This window comes from Staphylococcus sp. NAM3COL9 (assembly GCF_001431205.1).
Taxonomy (GTDB): domain Bacteria; phylum Bacillota; class Bacilli; order Staphylococcales; family Staphylococcaceae; genus Staphylococcus.
This window is the reverse complement of sequence record NZ_LGPC01000004.1, coordinates 156,908-175,765: the sequence shown is the minus strand read 5'-3', so window position 1 is coordinate 175,765 and position 18,858 is coordinate 156,908. Positions and strand designations below refer to the sequence as shown.

The window sequence follows — 18,858 nt, the reverse complement described above, 5'->3', positions numbered from 1 at the left end:
TGCATTACCCAATAAGTACCAATAACAGTAATTAAAGTAATGATAATCGCAAATACAACTTTAAATGCTTGTAAGTTTCCGTTTTTACCTTCAGTTAAGTGCATAAACATTAATAATTGAACTGCAGCCTGTATAAAAGCAAAACCAAAAATGATGGTAATCTTAACGTTAAGTTCCATAGATGTGTATAAAGTTACAAACACTGCTAATATTGTCAGAACGATTGAGGCAATAAAACCTACTGTGTGTTTTACTATTGTATTCATCCGCTAAACACCATCCCTATCATATATACGGCAGTGAAGATGAAGATCCATACAACATCTAAAAAGTGCCAATATAAACTTACTATAAATAATTTAGGAGCATTGTCTTTATTTAATCCTCGCATTGCGATCTGGATTAATAAACAGATAATCCAGACGATACCTAACGATACGTGGGCACCATGCGTTCCTAATAGTATAAAGAAACTAGACCAATAAGAACCAATCGAAAGATTAACACCCTCATGCACATAGTGTGTGAATTCATAGATTTCAAAGCCTACGAATACCATACCTAATAGTACAGTGATAATCATCCAAATCATCATTAATTTTTCTTTTTCTTTTCTCATGTAGTAAATTGCAATACCACATGTATAAGAACTAATTAATAAAGCAAATGTCATTATCAAAACGAGCGGTAATTCAAATAACTCGGTAGTCATTTTACCAGCATAATCGCCACCATGTTGCAGTGTTAGTAACGCTGCAAATAACGTACCGAATAATGAGAATTCAGCTGTAAGGAAAATCCAAAAGCCAAGCTTATTTAATTCACCTTCATGCGAACGTTGATCAATTGTGTTTGCATCATGACTCATGACTTACAGCCTCCTTTTCTTTTATTCGTGCTTCACGTAAACGTTTTTCAGTCTCCATTACTTCAGAAGCTGGAATGTGATAACCGTGATCTACTTGGAAACTACGATAAATCATAGTGCCAAAGATACCAATTAAGCAAAGAATAGCTGGTAGTAATGTTTCAAATACTAGGAAGAAACCACCAATAGTGAAGAATATTCCCATGAATACACCAACTGGGGTATTATTCGGCATGTGGATATCTGTGTAATTATGGTTATCTAAATAATGACGACCATGTTCTTTCATATCAACAAATGTATCGTAGTCGTTCCAATCTGGCGTGATAGCAAAGTTGTATTTAGGTGGCATCGCTGAAGCAGTTGACCATTCTAGTGTACGACCTAAACCATCCCAGTTATCACCAGTTAATTCACGTGGTGCTTTGAAGAAGCTGTAAACAATACTTGCAACTAAGAACATAAAGCCTAATGCCATTAATAGAGCACCGAAAGTTGAGATTACGTTTAATAACCACCAACCATCTTCTGGCATGTAAGTATATAAACGACGTGGCATACCGTCAAGACCAAGTATAAATTGAGGTATGAAACAAATGTTGAAACCGATTACAAAGAACCAGAAGCAGAATTTGTTTAACGTTTCGTTTAACTTAAATCCAGTCATCTTAGGCCACCAGAATATTAAAGCTCCTAGACAGGCAAGTACAACACTGGATACTAACGTGTAGTGGAAATGCGCCACTAGGAAGTATGTGTTGTGGTATTGGTAATCTGCTGCTGCCATAGAAAGCATAATACCAGTTACTCCACCTATTAGGAAGTTGGGGATAAATGCTAGTGAGAATAACATTGGTGACTCGAACGTAATTCGGCCTTGGTAAAGCGTGAACAACCAGTTAAATATTTTAACACCAGTTGGTATACCGATAAGCATGGTTGAAATTGAGAAGAATGAGTTGATTAACGCACCATTACCCATTGTGAAGAAATGATGAACCCAAACTAAAAAGCTTAAGAACGCAATACCTGCCGTTGCCCAAACCATGCTTTGGTGGCCGAATAGGCGTTTACGCGCAAATGTTGGAATAATTTCAGAGTATATACCGAATGCTGGAAGGGCAACAATATAAACTTCAGGGTGCCCCCATACCCAGAAGAAGTTAGCCCAAAGCATTGGCATACCACCATTTGCTACTGCAAAAAATGCAGTATCGAAGATTCTATCTGTTGTGAATAGTGCTAATGTAACTGTTAATACTGGAAAAGCCAAGATAATGAGTAAGGCTGTAATGAAAGTAGTAACCGTAAACATTGGCATTTCCATAAATTTCATTGTAGGTGTTTTCATTCTAAGTATGGTTACGAAGAAGTTAATACCTGTCATCAGTGTACCGATACCAGAAATCTGAATTGCAATTAAGTAATAATTGACACCTGGTCCGGGACTGAATTCACCTGCCAGTGGTGCATAGTTAGTCCAACCAGCTGCAGGTGAGCCCCCGATTATAAATGACAAGTTGAATAAAATCATACCTGAGAAGAATAACCAGAAACTTACGCTATTTAATACAGGGAATGCAACGTCTCGAGCACCAATTTGTAAAGGTACAATGACATTCCACAAACCAAATATGAAAGGCATTGCCATAAAGATAATCATGATAACACCGTGTGTACTAAAAACTTCGTTATAGTGATTTGAGTCCAAAAACGTATTGTTAGGAATCGCTAATTGTGTACGCATCATTAATGCGTCAATACCACCACGAACGAACATTAATACGGCACAGATTAAATACATTGCCCCGATTTTCTTATGGTCGATAGATGTGAACCATTCTCTGTATAAATATTTCCATAATTTAAAATAAGTAATTACTGCGATTAGTCCAATGATTCCAAATGGGGCACCGATTTGTGCCATTGTAATCATCCAAGAACCTTTAACGAGTAACTGATCCCATGGAAAATCCATTAATGTCCACCTCCAGATTCATGCTCTTTTTTCTCTAATTCAGATGCTTTTTCGTCTTTAGCACCTTTAGAGATTTTGTCCATTTCATCGACGTTATGTGTTTCCTCGTCTTTGAATTCACTATCGTATGGTTCGTTGTTGCCAAGAATCATGGCTTTCATACCATGTCTCTCATAGTTCGCATTTGTGATTTGCGGTTTACGTGCAGGTTGATCTGGTTTATCTAACACATCTTCAGTTAATTCTTTTTCAGTGTTAAAGTTTGGATCTTTTTGTACGTAATTGTAGCGATCATAAGCGTAGAAAATATACTCAGGATCTGCTGCAGCATCAACAAATGCTAGATGAGTACCACTGAAAGTTAAGTTTTCATTTTCAGTAGTTGGTAAAAGTTGCTTATCAAAGGTATCTTGATCTAATTCTTTTTTACTTTGAGCATCTTTGACCCAATCTTTAAATTCACTTTGACTTACTGAATTAACATCAAAAGTTTGACGAGCAAACCCTTCGCCGTTGAAGTTTGAGTTACGTCCACGGAACGTACCTTCTTCGCTAGCTGTTAACGTCCAGTCCATAGTCATACCTGTCATCGCATATTTCTGACCACCAAGTTGTGGAATCCAGAAACTTGTCATCATATCCATTGATTGGAGTTTGAAAACAACAGGGCGATCTTTCGGAATAGTTAAGTGATTAACCGTTTCGATTTTTTCTTCAGGATAACTAAAGAACCACTTATAACCAGCACTTGTAGCATAAACTACAATAGGATCATCCTTTTTATCTGGCGTTTCCTCATAATTGTAAAGTGATTTAACCGTTGGAATGGCTAAAGCAATTAGAATGATGACCGGAATGATAAACCAAATGGTTTCCATTAAAACACTGTGGTGCATCTTACCTGTTTCCTCAGTCTTACTGATTCTATATTTGAATAGAAAGACTGTGAACAAGAGAATTACGACGGCAACGATAACAAGCATGAAGATGATTGAATACATAATCAAGAACTTCGAATCACTTGCCATTGGCCCTTTTGGGTTTAAAACTTCTACATTCTCACAACCACTAAGTAAAATTAGCGAGCCAAAGAGTAGAAGCAAAGACTTAAATTTTGACACTTTTTTGACCTCCTAATACTACAATTGTAATATAGTTAAAATAGTCATCTTAATCATCCTTCTTGTTTCATAAACTCAGCAATTTTATCAGCGATATCTACTTCATAAAAAGCTTTACCACCCTTTTCAGCAATTAATTCTAATGTGTTAGATAAGCCCTTATTATAAAAAATCTCTCCTTCTATATAAGGAGAGTCCTGATCTGTAAAAAACCTAAAAGTTTCCTGGTATCTAAGTAGTGTATTTAATTTTTTTTTGAAAATTTGACGAATGCTTTATTTACAGGGAACTCTTCTCTTTATAGGAATTTATATCAACATCATTCACAGAGAGACCACTAGCGTTTAAAACGTGTTATTACTAAATTATTAGAAGAAGCAACAACTTAATTTTGGGCTACAAATGGTTGGCCAACACGTAGATCTGTTATTTTTTTCATTATTCTCATCCCCTTAAAACCTTAATAACTAAACTCTTATTCCATTCCTTTTATACTCAAATATAAACATTTTACCCTTTTATAACATCCTAATTAAATAGATTTTCTAATACTAATGCTAAAATAGTATTCACTAGTAAACCGTTACTAGTTACTGGCCGAATAACACTAGGTATTGAAGCAAAAAATTTCAAGTGGTAGTATCATAACAATTGTCCCAACGAATATTGGAACAGCCGAACGATAAATACTGATTGAATTAAACTTCAATTTTTTAAATAAATCAAAAGAAGAATTAAGTAACTGTAAACAACCTACAAATAGGTCTGCACCACCAATACTTAAACGAATAGTTCAAAAGAACTCCCCAATTGGTGGGATAAATCCAATAATAAGAAATATGAAACTTACTATAACAAATGATAATTGTTTTATTATTTGCATTTGTTTTAAAAAAATCGATTGAAGATACAAAAGGTGCGTAAGGTGCAATAACTAAAAAATCAGCAATCTCTGTAAAGAAACTACTAATCGTAATAGAATCATGCTATTGTTTTTTATTTGTTCCTTGTTCAGACATATCCTTATGATTTACCCATTAAAAGAGACTTCCTTTTAATGGGAAGTCTCTTAATTGTCTCAAAATCAGAATATGTCTCAATTACGAACGTTTTTAATGATGCGCTTTTACATAACTCTCTTCAATTTCACTAGGCAATATTTCAGGAATACGTTCTGCAAATGCTTCATCACCATTCTTCACAGCTTCATTATAATACCAACATTTAAATTCAATCATATTTAATGTCTTTTCTAATTCTTTAATCTCATTTTCTACATGTTTTTTTTGTTTTTCAAATAAGGACAATCTTTTATCATAAGTTGATGGACCTTGTTCACACCACAACATAAAATCCTTAATATCATTAATAGATGTCCCAGATTTTTTAAGACATTCTATAACTCTTATCGCTTCAAGTACTTGTTCATCAAATTGACGAATGCCTGATTCACTTCTCTTTAAATTTGGTAGTAATCCTTCTTTATCATAATACCTCAAAGTAGATATTGGTAATTGGAATTTTTCAGATACTTCTCCTATTGAATACATTTTAATGCCCCACAATCCTTAAATTATTCTTCTTAGTGCTTGACCTAAAGTTAGGTTCAGGTGATAACGTGTTAAATATAACACCAGTGATATCAATAAGCAAAGCTTAATTAAAACATTCAAGGGAGCATTCAACTATACAGATGGAAAATTTGAATTCAACAGAATCATGGAACAAAACTTTTTAACAAACAATTCATAAAAATTATTCGTTTATATTAAAGGGTATAGTTACAACTAAAGGTGTTATCACAAAAGGAGAATGATTATGTTTGAAAATATCTTAAGTAAAAATATTTGGGGACGTATTGTCAGTGAAAAAGAACCAGTATTTGAAGAAATTAATAAAATAGTAGATTCTAACTCAAAAATTATATCAAAATTAAATAATGAATATCATGATCATGATTCAACAATACAGTTATTATCAGAAATAACAGGCCAAAGAATCGATGATTCTGTAGGAGTTAATTTACCATTTTACTCAGATTTCGGAAAACACTTATCTATTGGAAAATCTGTATTTATTAATAGTAACGTCATGTTTACAGATTTAGGCGGCATTACTTTAGAAGATCATGTATTAATTGGCCCAAGAGTTAATTTGCTTAGTGTAAATCATCCCACGGATCCTGAACAACGCAGAGGGTTAATTGTTGATCCAATTACTATTAAAAAAAATGCATGGGTTGGTGCATCAGCTACTGTATTACCAGGCGTAACTATTGGCGAAAATGCAATTGTTGGTGCGAATGCTGTAGTAACAAAAGATGTCCCAGCAAATACTGTTGTGACCGGTATTCCAGCTAAAGTTATTAAAACAATTTAACTCAAATTAGTGAACAGTTTAAATTATAGGTGCTTATTTTTATTAAAAAGAGTATATAAAAATGCCAGAAGCTAACATCACAATATTTATTAGAGAGGATTTTTGCTATGACAATAGAAAATAAAGTGATTATTATCACAGGAGCATCAAGTGGTATGGGTAAAGCAAATGCTCTTAGATTATCTAAAAAAGGAGCAAAGGTTGTTTTAGGTGATATAAATAAAGAACGACTTGAAGAAGTAACTAAACTTATTAAAGATGAAGGAAATAGTGTCATTTCAAAAGTAACAGACGTCAGTAATAGAAATGATATCAATCAATTAGTATCAATGGCACTCGAAAAACATAGTCGAATTGATGTGCTTATTAACTGTGCAGGTGTAATGCCTCAATCCTATTTATATCAAAATAACTATGAAGAATGGGAAAATGGAATAGATATTAATGTGAAAGGCATTTTGTTTGGTATTGGTGCTGTATTGCCTGAAATGCACAAACAATCTTCTGGTCACATTATTAATATATCTTCAATTGGAGCTCATAGTGTTATTCCAGGCGGGGCAGTATATAGTGCGACAAAATATGCTGTTAAAGCCATAACAGAAGGATTAAGACAGGAAGAAGCAGAATTAGATAAAAACGTTAGAGTAACTAGTATTTCTCCTGGTTCTATAGATACAAAATTCACACATTCAATTCAAGATCCAGAAATTAGAGAGCAATTTGATAAGTTGAGTGAAGACGCCATTGAACCCGATTCTGTAGCACGTATTATTGCTTTTTGTATTGATGAAGATGAAGATGTTGGACTAAATGAAATTATCATACGTCCTACGCAACAAAAACTTTAAAAGAAAGTTGAACATGCTGTATCAACTTATGGACAAATTGATGTTATTTTTTTAAACGCTGGTTTAATGACCAACTCCCCCTTTATTAAAACTTAAGTCTGATGAATGGAATCAAATGATAGATGTAAATATTAAAGGCGTGCTTAATGGTATTAAGGCAGTATTACCTGAATTCACTTCACAAAAATCCGGTCATATCATTACTACTTCCTCTGTAGCAGGATTGAAAGCATATCCAGGTGGTACTGTTTACAGTGCAACTAAATGGGCAGTATGTGGTCTAATGGAAGTTTTACGTATAGAATCAGCACAAGAAGGTACAAATATACGTACTGATACTATTTATCCTGCAGCAATAGAAACTGAATTAATAGATCGTATCACTGATAAAGATACAGCAAAAGGGACAGAGCAGATGTACGATCAATACCAAATTTCTCCACACAGTATTGCTAATATTGTGGCTTTCGCAATTGATTAACCCGAAGATGTTAATGTTAATGAATTTACAGTTGGGCCTACTTCTCAACCTTGGTAATACTCATGGAGAGGTAATAATAAAATTATTATTTAAGCAAGATACATGGATTGGTACGAATGCTATAGTAACAAAAGATGTGCTAGAAAATACTTTTGTAACCGATAGTTCAACTAAAGTAATTAAAAGGAGCGTATAAATATGTCAAAAGTTACATTCACAATTGACTCAATTACATTTTCTGCAAACATATTTGATAATGTAACATCACAATATTTATTAGAAAAATTGCCTTTATCTATTACAATGCATGATTTAAACAACAATGAAAAATATCATGATTTTAATGATGCTTTTCCAACAAATATGCAAGAAATCAAGCACATTCACAAAGGCGATATTATGTTATACCAAGATAGCTATTTGGTAATATTTTATAAATCATTTACTACTACATTTAGTTACACTCCTGTTGGTACTATTACACACCCAGATTCTTTAGATGTACTTAATAGTATTTCTGATGTAGACATAACAATAAAGTCATTATCATAAATCGAAATTCTAGAGCCAACTATATATTATCTATAGATCTCATTAGTGATTTTATTGTTACTAAAGATGCAGCTATGTATTACTTCTCTATTGACCCTTCAGGGAGATTAGGGTGGGAAGAAAACAATATATACTACAATGATACAGTTGCTCATGTAGTAGAAATATTGACTGAGAATGCGTCTAATGCATATAAAGATATGTTACGTCGTTTAAATATTTCTTATATTATCGCTGGAGAAGATAAACTAGATTTAAAATTAGTTGTTAAAAAATTGAGTGACTATTTGGGTTTAGAAGAAATACTTGTAGGCGGCGGTGAAAAAATTAACTGGTCATTTATTCAAGAAGGATTATGTGATGAAATTTTTATCACTCAATCAGCATCAGCCGATGCAACTAACGATAGCCCTTCTTTATTTGAAGCGAGTAAATACGCAAAAAACATCCCAATAACATTTAAATTAAAAGAGGTAAAAAATTGGATGACGATGCGCTATTAATGAAATATCTAACAGAATACAAATGACTACTATAAGTTTTCTTTCAATAAAATCATTAATATTTTAATTTAACAACAACCTATTTAAATAAGTTTATCATGGAAAAAAGAAGTATTATTTTAGAACAAATGAAAAATATAAAAGAGGAAGATATAAATTCTCATGATATTGTCAATATAACAAGAGTAATAGACTATCCAAATTTAAAATAAAATAGTAATAAAATCCATGGTTATCGGAAGGTATGTTAAAAGAGACTCCTTATTGAAAAAAGGAATCTCTTAACCATTTCAAAATCAAATTCTGTCTAAATAAGGATCATTTTTAACAACCTAATCATACATACAGAAATACTGTTTTACTAACCTCACTAATGGTTCTATTAAGGTAGACCCTAAATAAACAAAAAAACACCCTCTTAAGAAGTTAAGGGGTATTTTCTTTAAACGAACGTTTTAAAAGCTTAATTTAAGAGATATGTGCATTAATAAATTAAAATGATTAGTTACTAACTGCTACCCAGATTTCACTATATGAAAAACCTTTGTTTGTATCATTAAATTTAGTGAAAAAACATCGATATGTCAGATACTTTATATTCTATATCGATAACCATTCAGAATAAATCTTAACACATGTGTCTTGTAAAACTTTTGGAAACTTATCTTCGTTTTCAAAAACGACCCATCTACTTGCATTAATGTTTATAATATCAAGTTGGCTGCTTATATTGTTTTGAGTCCCTCTTTAATATTTCTCTCTCGTTAAGTATCAGGATGTAGAAGCCTTTCAAGCACACTTACTTCTATAGCACAAACACCATAAGAGAGAATAGACATAAGTAACTTACCATCTTTATCAGTAATATTCATATATTTTTTAAATCCAACACCTTGATAAAAATTAACGACATCTTCAACTAATTGTACTCGAAGTCCGATAGTAAGAGGTGCGTTGGATGTTTTTTAAGCTACTTATTCGTTAATATCTAAATCAGGATTCCACACCACTTCCCATAGGTGATCATCTGGGTCTTGAAAGTATCCTGAATAACCACCCCAGAAAGCATCATGAGGTTCTACTGTAATATGTGCTCCAGCTTTTCTTGCTTGCTCAATTACTTGGTCTACTTCTTTTTTACTTTCTACATTATGACCTAAAGTGAATTCTGTTGGGTTAGCAGCACCTTGGCTTAACTGGGTGTCGTGAGCAATGTTTTTACGTTCAAATACTGCAAATGTTAACCCTGAATTCATTTTAAAAAATGCAACAGCACCATTTTCGAATTCTTCTCCTACGATTCCGTCTGTTGAAAAACCTAGCCCCTCTTGATAGAACGATACTGCTCTGTCCAAATCGTCTACACCTAAAGTAATTACTGTTATTCTAGACTTCATATAAAATCCTCCCAACCTAAATTTTATTTTATGGATAGTTACTGTTCAAAGTTATGAAATAAATAACTATATTCAGTATTTAATCATAAAGGTATTATTTGGGTTTCACAATTCTTAAATTTCAAAAGGATATAAATTTACGCCACCCTCTACGGCATAAATGCTAAGTTGTTTCGAATCTTCTTTAATTTTCTTCCATATCCATAAAGAATTGTGTCATTTTTTCAGCACCATTTTCTGAGAAAAATATCTCTAAGTTATCTTGGGATTCTTTCGCGTGAACTTTTGCGGTTTCGAACATCTGTTGCTCATAACTTTTCAATATTTCAGTAAGATTATCGTAGGTTTTGAATGACCCTGCTAAAAGATAAGCATCGTATAAAGCCATGTTTACACCTTCACCTGCAAATGGACTCATGAGATGTGCAGCATCACCAATGAGTGTGAGGTTCGATTGTGTTTTCCAAGTTAAGCCAATAGGGAGTTTGTAGATACGGCGAAGCTTGATGTCGTCATAACTATATGCAATATATTTTTTGAGTTCTAATCCCCACTCACTAAACGCATTTAACAATTTTTCTTTTAATTCATCTAATGAAAGATTTCGATATTCATCAAGTATTTCATATTTCTCTTTAAAACTGATGTACGCCATGATGCGTCCATCTCCGTTACGTTGACCTAATATAGCTTGGTTGCCACCTAACCCCATGACTTTACCATTTTTATTGAACTTAAGAAGATCTGGGTGTTCATTTTCATCAGAATTCATCTCAATCATAGATATACCAGTATACTCAGGCTCAGCATTTGTTAAATATGGTCGAATTTTTGAAAATGCACCGTCTGCCCCAATAACTAAATCTGTCATTACTGTACCACCGTCTTCGAATATAAGTTCGACTTGTCCATTATCTTGTTGTATCATCTTTTCATATTTATAACCATATTTAATATGTTCTGGGTGAATTTGTTCAATTATAATATCACATAATTTTCCTCTGTCAATTTCAGGTCTTCCGCCTTCATCTTCTGCATCTTCATCGTATAATATCTTGCCATCTTTTCGTACAATACGTGTGTCTTCTCCTTCATAACGCGCATATTTACGGAAAGCATCAAATAGACCTGCTTCTTTCAAGGGTAACTGCCCGCTGTCCTCATGAATATCTAGTGAACCACCTCTATCATCATGCATATTTTTGTATCCACGTTCATAAATAGTAAAAGGAAATCCCTGTTGCTGTAATAGTAGACCTAGCATTAATCCACCTGGTCCGCCACCAACAATTGCAATGTGTTTTAGATTTTGTTTTTTCATCATTAAACCTTCTTTTTCAAATTTTATTTTCTTCCTTGAACAGTAGGAGTTTCTCTTTAGTGTCTTTAATTAACTGTTGAAATTGTTCATATTCTTTATCATCTTGCATTGCGTTTTGACCTGCTAACATAAATGATTTGAATAACTCTTGTAATTCGCCTCTTGCTTCTTTCATTTTATCCATGTCCATATTTTTGAATTGTTCCATACGTTTTGTGAATTCATCGTTACTGTCATTTTCTTCTAAAAACTGCATTCCTTCATTTGTAACCGTATAAATTTTTCTCTTGCCATCTTTTGAAATGGAAACAAAGCCACGATCTTCTAACATTTGTAAAATTGGATAAACACTGCCTGGACTTGGCGAATAGAAACCTTTGAATTGTGCTTCAAGATCTTTGATAATTTGATAGCCATGTTTGGGTTCTTCCAATAATAATTTCAATATAGTGAATTGCAAATTTCCTTTTTTGAAGAATCGATCTGTACCACGTGCAGAAGCAAACATTTTTTCAAAGTCACCAAAACCATTGCCGAATCCTCCAACTTCAGGTTGCATCATTGTATGCCTTCTATTGTTAAATGATTTGTTAAACATTATTATCACCTTTCTACTTTCGATATATCGTTATATTAAACGATATATCGAAAGTAGTCAAACGGTTTTAGACATTGAAAATGGAAATGTGCTCGTATTAAAACTATTAACAGTATAATAGATGTGTTATTTGGTCATAGAAAAAGACAAATAACTTCCAAATAGAAGGTTGTTTGTCTACAGTTTTTGTTGACTTAAGAACTTTTTTTATTGTGGGACTAGAAAACTTGGCTATACCATTATCATCCTATTTTTATGATGAATAGACATAATTCATGCTTATTAGGAGATACCTTAAAAGACACTTCTTTTCGACAAGGAGTATTTTAATTGGTTTATAGATATATCGTTTGTTTTTTAGAACCAGATACTTTATAAGCATCTAGGAAAATAAGCTCCTTTTGAGTTTGTCGATATGTTACGTAATAATTCTCTCCATGGAAGTTAAAAATTAATTATTCGTATATATAGATACTTAAAATAAATTAAAACCAAAAGAACACATAAAATCAGTTAATCTATCATTAAAATAAAATACTATATTAACTTTACATAATCCATGGTTATCAGAAGGCATGTTAAAAGAGACTCCTTATTGAAAAAAGGAGTCTCTTAAGCGTTTCATAATAAAATTTCGTCTTAATAACGAACGTTTTAAATAAGCTAATAATCATACAGAAGTTACTACTAAAAAGGATGGATGTTGTGTCATATATTTTTCTTTCCATTCAATTTCTATACGTTCCCATTTATAATTTTCAATCTTCAACCTAAATAAACCATGATTATTAAAAGCGTAAACGACACCACTTTCCGTTAGGTCTGTTGCGAGTTCGTAGATAAAGCTCTCATTTACTGGAAGATTTTTTGCTATTTCTTTCCATGGCTCTTCACCATTTTTTCTATAGATTGTGGAATAACGCTTGTGCTTTTCATCACCTTTAAAGTGTGCTTTCATAGGGCTTTCTGAAGCTGAAACAAACCGATCATCAGGATTTTCAGGATCAATAGCCATGCTATAAAGGTAGGGATGAGCTTCTAATCCTTCACTCATATATTTCCATGCTTTGCCATCATTTTTACTTTCTGCATACGCACTACTAGAATCCGAAAAGCCATCGCCACATGCTGCGTATAATCTTCCGGGTGCAAGTGAATGAGCAAGTAACGTGTGTATGTCTTTAGGGCTTAAAAATGGTCTGTCATTCCATGTTTGACCAAAATCTGTAGTATAGATAAAGGCACCAAATTCAATAGCTACATTTAACCCCTTGCTATTTGAATAACTAGAAGCAATACTTTGAACATGATTAGTGTATGGACGTGGTGGAAATTGCCAAAATGGTTTAGACGGTAAGTTTTGAATCGCTTTAAATTCTGTAAACGTAAGTCCACCATCTTGAGAATAATAAAGTTCACTTGGTTCTGTACCAACGTATAGAGTTCCCTCTGTATCGTCAATGGCTAATGATGTGATATATGCTGATTTGATTCCCATCCCTTTATTTGGTTCATGATAATTATTAACTTGACCTATAGCAAACCAGCTTTCCCCACCGTCTTCACTTTTCCATAACCCATTCCCATATGTTCCACAAAAAATTTGGTTTTTATTTTGATGATCCACGACTAGATCAGTAGGTTGTGTGCCTTTTAAACAGCTAGTTGAATCATAGTCATCTCCTTTTTCTGTTACCATTAATAATTCATCTTCTAACCCTAGAAAAAACTTTTTCATATTGAACCATCCTTTCTTTTTGAGGTGAAATTTCAAATTAAACCTCAAAATCAATGTTATCAAAAAAAGTTTGGTATTATATCCATCAATAGGATGTTTTTCTCTAAAAAATCTATGGAAAGAAGCCTTATAAAGACTTCTTTCCACAGATTTTTTCATTTTAGACTATTAATCCATAAATCCTTCTGGCGGCGGTGTGCCCCATAAATTTGCTGCATCATCGGTATTTTTCCAAACTTTTGGTTTTTGTGGATGATCATCATGCACTAAACGTGGTTCAAAAACGCCTTGTTTTTCATTAATAACATCTAATTCTGTAAATAGTTCGATTGTATTTTCTTCTGGATCATTATGATAAGTAGACATATTATGTCCAATACCATGTCTAACTGGACCCCAAATTAAAGGTTTATTATTTTTATAAAGCAAATCATTGCTAGTAATAATGTGAGATGCATCTTTAAGTTCAAATGCCAAATGATGCATTTTTTTTGTTTTTTTAGATTCAATAAAATTCACTGTATGATGATCTTGATTACATCTCATGAAACAAAAGAAATCGTCCATCCAATCTGAGACTTTAAACCCTAAAAATGTTTCATAGAATTCAACTGTTTGTTCAACGTCATTAACAGTAAACGCGACATGACCTAGTTTATCAGGGCTAATACCTCCATTTTTACAATCAACGTTTGTTTTAGGACTTTCTAAAAAGAGATGAATTAAATGACCATCAGGGTCTGGTAATTCTATAAGTTCTGGTACATTGTATTCTTCATTAAATTTAAGATGTGCTGCAATATTGTTATCATGAAAATATTGAATAATAGATTCAAAACTGTTATCCGTTGCTATTTCAAAAGATAAACTTTGAAATCCAAAATCACTTTTAGTGGGTTTCAAAATTAAATTATGATGATCTACTCCAAAACTAAGATAGCGATTGATGTCATTATCAGTTTCTATATGATACATACCTATAACGTGAGTATAATAGTCTTGCATCTTTTCAATATTTTTAGTATTCAATGTCACATTGACTAGGCGTACGATTTCAAACATATATAATTCCTCCTATAATCAGGTTTTGCTCTTCCATGTTCAACTCCTGCTGGTGTACCAGTAGCAATTATGTCCCCTGGTTCAAGTGTCATAATCGAAGATAAGTACTCAATAATTTCTTGAACAGAAAATAACATTTTAGAAGTATTAGAGTTTTGTTTAACTACATCATTGTTAAACCTGGTTCTTCTGGAGTGGAACGATAGCCTATAATAAAGAAGTCATCCCCATATTTTTCTACTGTTGATTTAACTTCATTGATAACTTCCATAGGGAATTCCAATCTTTTTTCTCTAGAACCACCCCATCTATCTTTTCTTCTATTCGCATGAGGAGAATAAAATTGTTGCAGTAGGTACCCATTTGCACCGTGTATTTCCACTCCATCAAAGTTAGCTGTTATAGCTATTTTTGTTGCTTTTGCAAAATCCCGTATAATATCAATTATTTCTTCATTAGTAAGCTCACGGGGAATTATCGGATTCACTCCTCCTGAAGCTTCTCTTACTGCAGGTATATTACTTGGTGCTACTACTTCATTGTTAACAACTGAATTGAGATTACAAGTTCTGCCTCCATGATGTAATTGTAATATTGCTTTTGAATCATTTTATTTTAATACATTTGCCCAATCACTCAGTTGGCTAATCATACTATCGTCTTCCACAGATGTTTCGCCTTCAAATCCTTTCCCATTTTTAGAAATGTATGCACAAGCTGTTACTATCATCCCTGGGCCATTTGATATTCTTTCAATATACTTCAATTCATCATTATTAAGTGTGCCATTACTATTCTATTATTTATCTCAATTCCATTTTTAAATTTAGACTTTCCAAATAGTTTTTCAAATTTCATTAGTATTTTATCTCCTCTATTATCATAAATCTTATTACTATTATTATTTTAAGCTTCGTCTTACAACCATTGATTATTTATTAAAAAGCTCATATTATATTTCTTCCCAATATTAACTAAATTGGTTATATCTTCTTCCGTTGGTAATTTAAGTGTATCATTATCTGAAATTAAAGGTTCTCCAACTTCTTTTATAAAATCATCATATCCTGATTATTTATAATCTATGAATTAGGTTATTGGAATAAATAAGGCTTATAAGTGTAACAAAAGACACATGCATATTATGCGTGTGTCTTAAACGTTTCAAAATCAAAATATGTCTTAATAACGATAGATTTAAACAAAATAACAATAATTCATTTAAAAGATATTTTATTATCATAAATTGATTAAATTACTATTTGTTATATCAAATTTAGCATTCTCAAATACTAAATTTTTTCTATGTGCCCTTGAATTATAGAACCTATACCAGTATGTTTAATACCTTCGTTACGGTAAAATTCATGTTTTTCTAGTTGATGAATTTTAACTGGTAAATCTCTTAAGTAAGTTTTAATTTCTTCAGTATCGTACAACATAGATTCATCTTTTGGACCACCAGTGCCATATTCTAGTTGTTCTGTTGAATAAAATTCAAAATAACTATGACCATGTTTAACTAGTGATTGCACAAGATTATTAAACATACCTTGTTTCCCTTCTTTCGGAACATGGCCAAAGATATTAATACTATAATCAAATGATGATTGTGGTGCTAAATTAGGCTGGGTAATATCGCCATATTTTGCGTCTATATTAACACCTACATCTTCTGCTAATTTATCTTGCTTGTTAATACCTACGTTAGACATATCATACGTTGTGATATCATAACCCAGTTGAGCGAGGTAGATAGCGTTTCTGCCTTCACCTTCTGCGAGTAATAAAACTTTTTCTTTATTTGTAGTTTTAGATTGAAATGTATTTTTTACAAATTCATTTGCCTCTTTACCATAAACATAATCTTCAGAATTAAATTTTTCATCCCAATGATTCATTTTAATGTCTCCTTTTAAAATATAAGTTGAACGATTGCGATAACAATTAAGATACTTACAATCAATTTTTGTACAGTATTAGGAACCTTATTACCTAATTTTAAACCTATAGGTGCAAAGATAATGCTTCCTAATTTTGTTTTGGTGCAATCTTATCAATAATAGAAGGCATGAAAATAATACCTAACCAAATTGGTATCATCATCCAAAGATTTTGAGATATCGGATAACCTGATACTACAATTATAACTATGAATGAGATAACAATTAAAAAGTGTAAAGTAAATAATGTTTTTCTTAATTTCGGTCGTTGCATCATCTCACTCCATTTATATCTATATTTAATTTCATACTAACAGAAAATAAATATTAAATAATAGGGATTTTATAAGAATTTGTGTTAACAAACGATTATTTCTGAACTAATATGACTAGGTTTATCTAAGTTCTTTACTTTGGTATAGTCAGAGATTAAGTATAATTTATATTTAAACTAACATTATAATATTAAGAGGATGAGTTTTATGAATTTATCAGAAGTAAATATTGAAATTTTTAGAATGTTTAACGAATTAAGTAAACAATTGCTATTTTTAAATCCATTAATGATTTTTTTAGCTAAGTACATGAAATACTTTTTAGTTTTAGGTATTATCATATATTGGTTCACTCGAAAAAAGCAGAATAGAATAATGATCATTTGTGGAATGATTGCTTTTGTAATGGCTGAAGTATTGGGGAAAGTTGTAGGGAAAATATATTCAAATAATCAGCCATTTGCTGAATTAACAAATGTTAACCAACTTATTGGGCATACAGTAGATAATTCATTTCCAAGTGACCATGCAATGCAGTTTTTTTCTATCTGCATCACGTTTTTACTTTTTAAGAAAAATTTGAGATTTATGTGGCTAATATTGGCTTTTCTTGTAGGAATTTCACGCATTTGGGTGGGGGTTCATTACCCAGGAGACATCTTAGTGGGAGCAATTTTAGGCACGTTGTCAGCTTCGATTTGTTTCAGGATTGTTCCTTGCATAAATTTAATTAAAAAATCATTAGAACTATACGAAAATGGAGAACAATTTATTCTATCAAAAATATCGAAATAGAAAATATAATTTAATGATTTACTAACCCCTTTTAAATAACCGATGATTATAGAAAGGTGCACATATTAAAAGAGATTCCTTATTTAAAAGGAATCTCTTTATCATTTTAAAATCAAACAGTAATGGATATTGTGTTCAAAAATCATAGATAGTTTGCCTATCGCTCTATCTCCTCTGGGTTCTGTATATCAGAATTTGTGCCACGCCAATGGCGATAGGAAATACCAGTCAAAATCAATACCGTAGTCCACGCGATAATTAATACGACACCATGGAATACTGAGTGTTTCACTGCAAAAGCACCTAAAGCCACCAAAGAAATCTGTCCAGGGATAGAAGCTAAAAAGGTAGCATAGATGAAAGTGTACTGTCTTACACCTAAGGCCCCAGCACCATAATTTACTGGCCAGTACGGCAAACCAGGCATTAGCTTCACCGTACACATAGCCCAAAATCCCGCATTACTAAGGTGCTTCTGTACAATAAATCTGTGTCGTCCTAGTAGCTGAAGAGTAATACGTTGACCTACAAGACGCGCCAGCCAATATCCAACCCAAGATCCAAGCATTACTCCGGAGAAAGAGAGCAGTGTCCCTTCCACCAGACCATAGAGAGACCCGGCTACAAAGGCAGGCAGTGTTATAGGAATAGGAGTAATAGCGATGGCTACGGTAATTCCTACGAATACCAACCATCCTGCCCATCCATAGCTAAGTATAATCTTGCGCATTTCCGCTGGTGACGGTAATTCTAGATAGAAACTAATCCATAATAACGATACGCCTAGCCCCACCAGAACAATTAAAGAACCTATAGAACGAAAAGAAAACATGCTATTGTTCTTTTTAAACGTACTCATAGAGCCTTCTCCCTAATCTTGAACTTAGAAGATACGCCTTGTAATCTTGGTAATATATATTGTTTAATCAGTTTTATATTTTCATCAAAAACCTCATATAGTCCATACAATTTTCTGAAAATATCTATGAATTTCAT

General features: G+C 32.5%; 20 protein-coding genes and 4 pseudogenes. 6 read left to right on the top strand and 18 right to left on the bottom strand.

The features are described 5' to 3' along the window. From qoxD to ACA31_RS01145, 6 genes are all read right to left on the bottom strand, one after another. Positions 1-266, bottom strand: a 266-nt coding sequence (gene qoxD / locus ACA31_RS01165; RefSeq protein WP_057511560.1) for a cytochrome aa3 quinol oxidase subunit IV, incomplete at its 3' end; no start/stop codon positions are given. Continuing rightward, positions 263-868: a cytochrome aa3 quinol oxidase subunit III gene (qoxC, locus tag ACA31_RS01160; protein WP_057511559.1), complete on the bottom strand. Its 606-nt coding sequence runs from the start codon at positions 866-868 to the stop codon at positions 263-265. The genes qoxD and qoxC, both read right to left, overlap by 4 nt. Next, positions 858-2,846 (bottom strand): cytochrome aa3 quinol oxidase subunit I, encoded by a 1,989-nt coding sequence (qoxB, locus tag ACA31_RS01155; protein ID WP_057511558.1) that lies wholly within the window; start codon positions 2,844-2,846, stop codon positions 858-860. Before qoxB ends, qoxC begins: the two co-directional genes overlap by 11 nt. Continuing rightward, a complete protein-coding gene (gene qoxA, locus ACA31_RS01150) occupies positions 2,846-3,967 on the bottom strand; it encodes a cytochrome aa3 quinol oxidase subunit II (protein WP_057511557.1) in 1,122 nt (373 codons plus the stop codon). Before qoxA ends, qoxB begins: the two co-directional genes overlap by 1 nt. 53 nt (positions 3,968-4,020) lie before the next feature. Beyond that, the gene (locus ACA31_RS13580) at positions 4,021-4,230 is read right to left on the bottom strand and encodes a gamma-glutamyltransferase (RefSeq protein WP_367576194.1); all 210 of its coding nucleotides are present in this window, start codon (positions 4,228-4,230) and stop codon (positions 4,021-4,023) included. A gap of 849 nt (positions 4,231-5,079) precedes the next feature. Further along, entirely contained in the window at positions 5,080-5,517 is a 438-nt protein-coding gene (locus ACA31_RS01145) for a MerR family transcriptional regulator (protein WP_057511556.1), read from the bottom strand. A gap of 268 nt (positions 5,518-5,785) precedes the next feature. On the opposite strand from ACA31_RS01145, the gene ACA31_RS01140 reads away from it, so the two are divergent. The 5 genes and pseudogenes from ACA31_RS01140 to ACA31_RS01115 all read left to right on the top strand — a co-directional run bounded on the left by ACA31_RS01140 (position 5,786) and on the right by ACA31_RS01115 (position 8,733). Next, positions 5,786-6,346, top strand: a complete 561-nt coding sequence (locus ACA31_RS01140; protein ID WP_057511555.1) for a DapH/DapD/GlmU-related protein — start codon at positions 5,786-5,788, stop codon at positions 6,344-6,346. 107 nt (positions 6,347-6,453) lie between these two features. Next, positions 6,454-7,197, top strand: coding sequence for an SDR family oxidoreductase (locus tag ACA31_RS01135; RefSeq protein ID WP_057511554.1), 744 nt, complete (start codon positions 6,454-6,456; stop codon positions 7,195-7,197). Positions 7,198-7,233: 36 nt separating this feature from the next. Next, positions 7,234-7,735 (top strand): annotated as a pseudogene (locus ACA31_RS01130) (SDR family oxidoreductase). Positions 7,736-7,876: 141 nt separating this feature from the next. After that, positions 7,877-8,230 carry a cyclophilin-like fold protein gene (locus tag ACA31_RS01120; protein ID WP_057511552.1) on the top strand — a complete coding sequence of 118 codons (354 nt, stop codon included), beginning with the start codon at positions 7,877-7,879 and terminating at the stop codon, positions 8,228-8,230. A 74-nt stretch (positions 8,231-8,304) separates the two neighbouring features. After that, on the top strand, positions 8,305-8,733 hold the full coding sequence (locus ACA31_RS01115) for a dihydrofolate reductase family protein (RefSeq protein ID WP_057511551.1): 429 nt from the start codon (positions 8,305-8,307) through the stop codon (positions 8,731-8,733). Between the two features lie 974 nt (positions 8,734-9,707). On the opposite strand, the gene ACA31_RS01110 is transcribed toward ACA31_RS01115, so the two are convergent. From ACA31_RS01110 to ACA31_RS01075, 11 genes and pseudogenes are all read right to left on the bottom strand, one after another. Continuing rightward, on the bottom strand, positions 9,708-10,130 hold the full coding sequence (locus ACA31_RS01110) for a VOC family protein (protein WP_057511550.1): 423 nt from the start codon (positions 10,128-10,130) through the stop codon (positions 9,708-9,710). 184 nt (positions 10,131-10,314) lie between these two features. After that, positions 10,315-11,451 carry an FAD-dependent oxidoreductase gene (locus ACA31_RS01105; RefSeq protein WP_057511549.1) on the bottom strand — a complete coding sequence of 379 codons (1,137 nt, stop codon included), beginning with the start codon at positions 11,449-11,451 and terminating at the stop codon, positions 10,315-10,317. 16 nt (positions 11,452-11,467) lie between these two features. Then, on the bottom strand, positions 11,468-12,049 hold the full coding sequence (locus ACA31_RS01100; RefSeq protein ID WP_057511548.1) for a PadR family transcriptional regulator: 582 nt from the start codon (positions 12,047-12,049) through the stop codon (positions 11,468-11,470). A gap of 670 nt (positions 12,050-12,719) precedes the next feature. Further along, the gene (locus tag ACA31_RS01095; protein ID WP_057511547.1) at positions 12,720-13,787 is read right to left on the bottom strand and encodes a WD40/YVTN/BNR-like repeat-containing protein; all 1,068 of its coding nucleotides are present in this window, start codon (positions 13,785-13,787) and stop codon (positions 12,720-12,722) included. A 168-nt stretch (positions 13,788-13,955) separates the two neighbouring features. Beyond that, on the bottom strand, positions 13,956-14,849 hold the full coding sequence (locus ACA31_RS01090; protein WP_057511546.1) for a VOC family protein: 894 nt from the start codon (positions 14,847-14,849) through the stop codon (positions 13,956-13,958). Positions 14,850-14,863: 14 nt separating this feature from the next. After that, positions 14,864-15,022: pseudogene (locus ACA31_RS13000) on the bottom strand (fumarylacetoacetate hydrolase family protein); the annotation flags it as partial. Further along, positions 15,013-15,447: pseudogene (locus ACA31_RS01085) on the bottom strand (oxidoreductase); the annotation flags it as partial. The pseudogenes ACA31_RS13000 and ACA31_RS01085, both read right to left, overlap by 10 nt. Positions 15,448-15,459: 12 nt before the next feature. Beyond that, a complete protein-coding gene (locus tag ACA31_RS13195; protein ID WP_156393386.1) occupies positions 15,460-15,615 on the bottom strand; it encodes a hypothetical protein in 156 nt (51 codons plus the stop codon). A gap of 526 nt (positions 15,616-16,141) precedes the next feature. Then, positions 16,142-16,750, bottom strand: coding sequence for a methyltransferase domain-containing protein (locus ACA31_RS01080; protein WP_057511544.1), 609 nt, complete (start codon positions 16,748-16,750; stop codon positions 16,142-16,144). A 14-nt stretch (positions 16,751-16,764) separates the two neighbouring features. Then, positions 16,765-16,884, bottom strand: a pseudogene (locus tag ACA31_RS12995) (sulfite exporter TauE/SafE family protein); the annotation flags it as partial. Further along, positions 16,881-17,066, bottom strand: coding sequence for a hypothetical protein (locus ACA31_RS01075; protein WP_057511543.1), 186 nt, complete (start codon positions 17,064-17,066; stop codon positions 16,881-16,883). The gene ACA31_RS01075 and the pseudogene ACA31_RS12995, both read right to left, overlap by 4 nt. Positions 17,067-17,274: 208 nt before the next feature. Here ACA31_RS01075 and ACA31_RS01070 point away from each other — a divergent pair, with 208 nt between their 5' ends. Continuing rightward, complete coding sequence (locus tag ACA31_RS01070; RefSeq protein ID WP_057511542.1) at positions 17,275-17,862, top strand: undecaprenyl-diphosphatase; 588 nt, start codon at positions 17,275-17,277, stop codon at positions 17,860-17,862. A gap of 157 nt (positions 17,863-18,019) precedes the next feature. Here the strand turns inward: ACA31_RS01070 and ACA31_RS01065 are convergent, their stop codons facing one another. Further along, positions 18,020-18,721 (bottom strand): TVP38/TMEM64 family protein, encoded by a 702-nt coding sequence (locus tag ACA31_RS01065; RefSeq protein WP_057511541.1) that lies wholly within the window; start codon positions 18,719-18,721, stop codon positions 18,020-18,022. Between the last annotated feature and the right edge of the window lie 137 nt (positions 18,722-18,858).

Excerpts from the sequence above, each read along its gene's own strand:
- qoxC (WP_057511559.1), bottom strand. The coding sequence starts at position 868 with ATGAGTCATGATGCAAACACAATTGATCAACGTTCGCATGAAGGTGAA.
- qoxB (WP_057511558.1), bottom strand. The coding sequence starts at position 2,846 with ATGGATTTTCCATGGGATCAGTTACTCGTTAAAGGTTCTTGGATGATT.
- ACA31_RS01145 (WP_057511556.1), bottom strand. The coding sequence starts at position 5,517 with ATGTATTCAATAGGAGAAGTATCTGAAAAATTCCAATTACCAATATCT.
- ACA31_RS01140 (WP_057511555.1), top strand. The coding sequence starts at position 5,786 with ATGTTTGAAAATATCTTAAGTAAAAATATTTGGGGACGTATTGTCAGT.
- ACA31_RS01135 (WP_057511554.1), top strand. The coding sequence starts at position 6,454 with ATGACAATAGAAAATAAAGTGATTATTATCACAGGAGCATCAAGTGGT.
- ACA31_RS01120 (WP_057511552.1), top strand. The coding sequence starts at position 7,877 with ATGTCAAAAGTTACATTCACAATTGACTCAATTACATTTTCTGCAAAC.
- ACA31_RS01115 (WP_057511551.1), top strand. The coding sequence starts at position 8,305 with ATGTATTACTTCTCTATTGACCCTTCAGGGAGATTAGGGTGGGAAGAA.
- ACA31_RS01110 (WP_057511550.1), bottom strand. The coding sequence starts at position 10,130 with ATGAAGTCTAGAATAACAGTAATTACTTTAGGTGTAGACGATTTGGAC.
- ACA31_RS01105 (WP_057511549.1), bottom strand. The coding sequence starts at position 11,451 with ATGAAAAAACAAAATCTAAAACACATTGCAATTGTTGGTGGCGGACCA.
- ACA31_RS01100 (WP_057511548.1), bottom strand. The coding sequence starts at position 12,049 with ATGTTTAACAAATCATTTAACAATAGAAGGCATACAATGATGCAACCT.
- ACA31_RS01095 (WP_057511547.1), bottom strand. The coding sequence starts at position 13,787 with ATGAAAAAGTTTTTTCTAGGGTTAGAAGATGAATTATTAATGGTAACA.
- ACA31_RS01090 (WP_057511546.1), bottom strand. The coding sequence starts at position 14,849 with ATGTTTGAAATCGTACGCCTAGTCAATGTGACATTGAATACTAAAAAT.
- ACA31_RS01080 (WP_057511544.1), bottom strand. The coding sequence starts at position 16,750 with ATGAATCATTGGGATGAAAAATTTAATTCTGAAGATTATGTTTATGGT.
- ACA31_RS01075 (WP_057511543.1), bottom strand. The coding sequence starts at position 17,066 with ATGCAACGACCGAAATTAAGAAAAACATTATTTACTTTACACTTTTTA.
- ACA31_RS01070 (WP_057511542.1), top strand. The coding sequence starts at position 17,275 with ATGAATTTATCAGAAGTAAATATTGAAATTTTTAGAATGTTTAACGAA.
- ACA31_RS01065 (WP_057511541.1), bottom strand. The coding sequence starts at position 18,721 with ATGAGTACGTTTAAAAAGAACAATAGCATGTTTTCTTTTCGTTCTATA.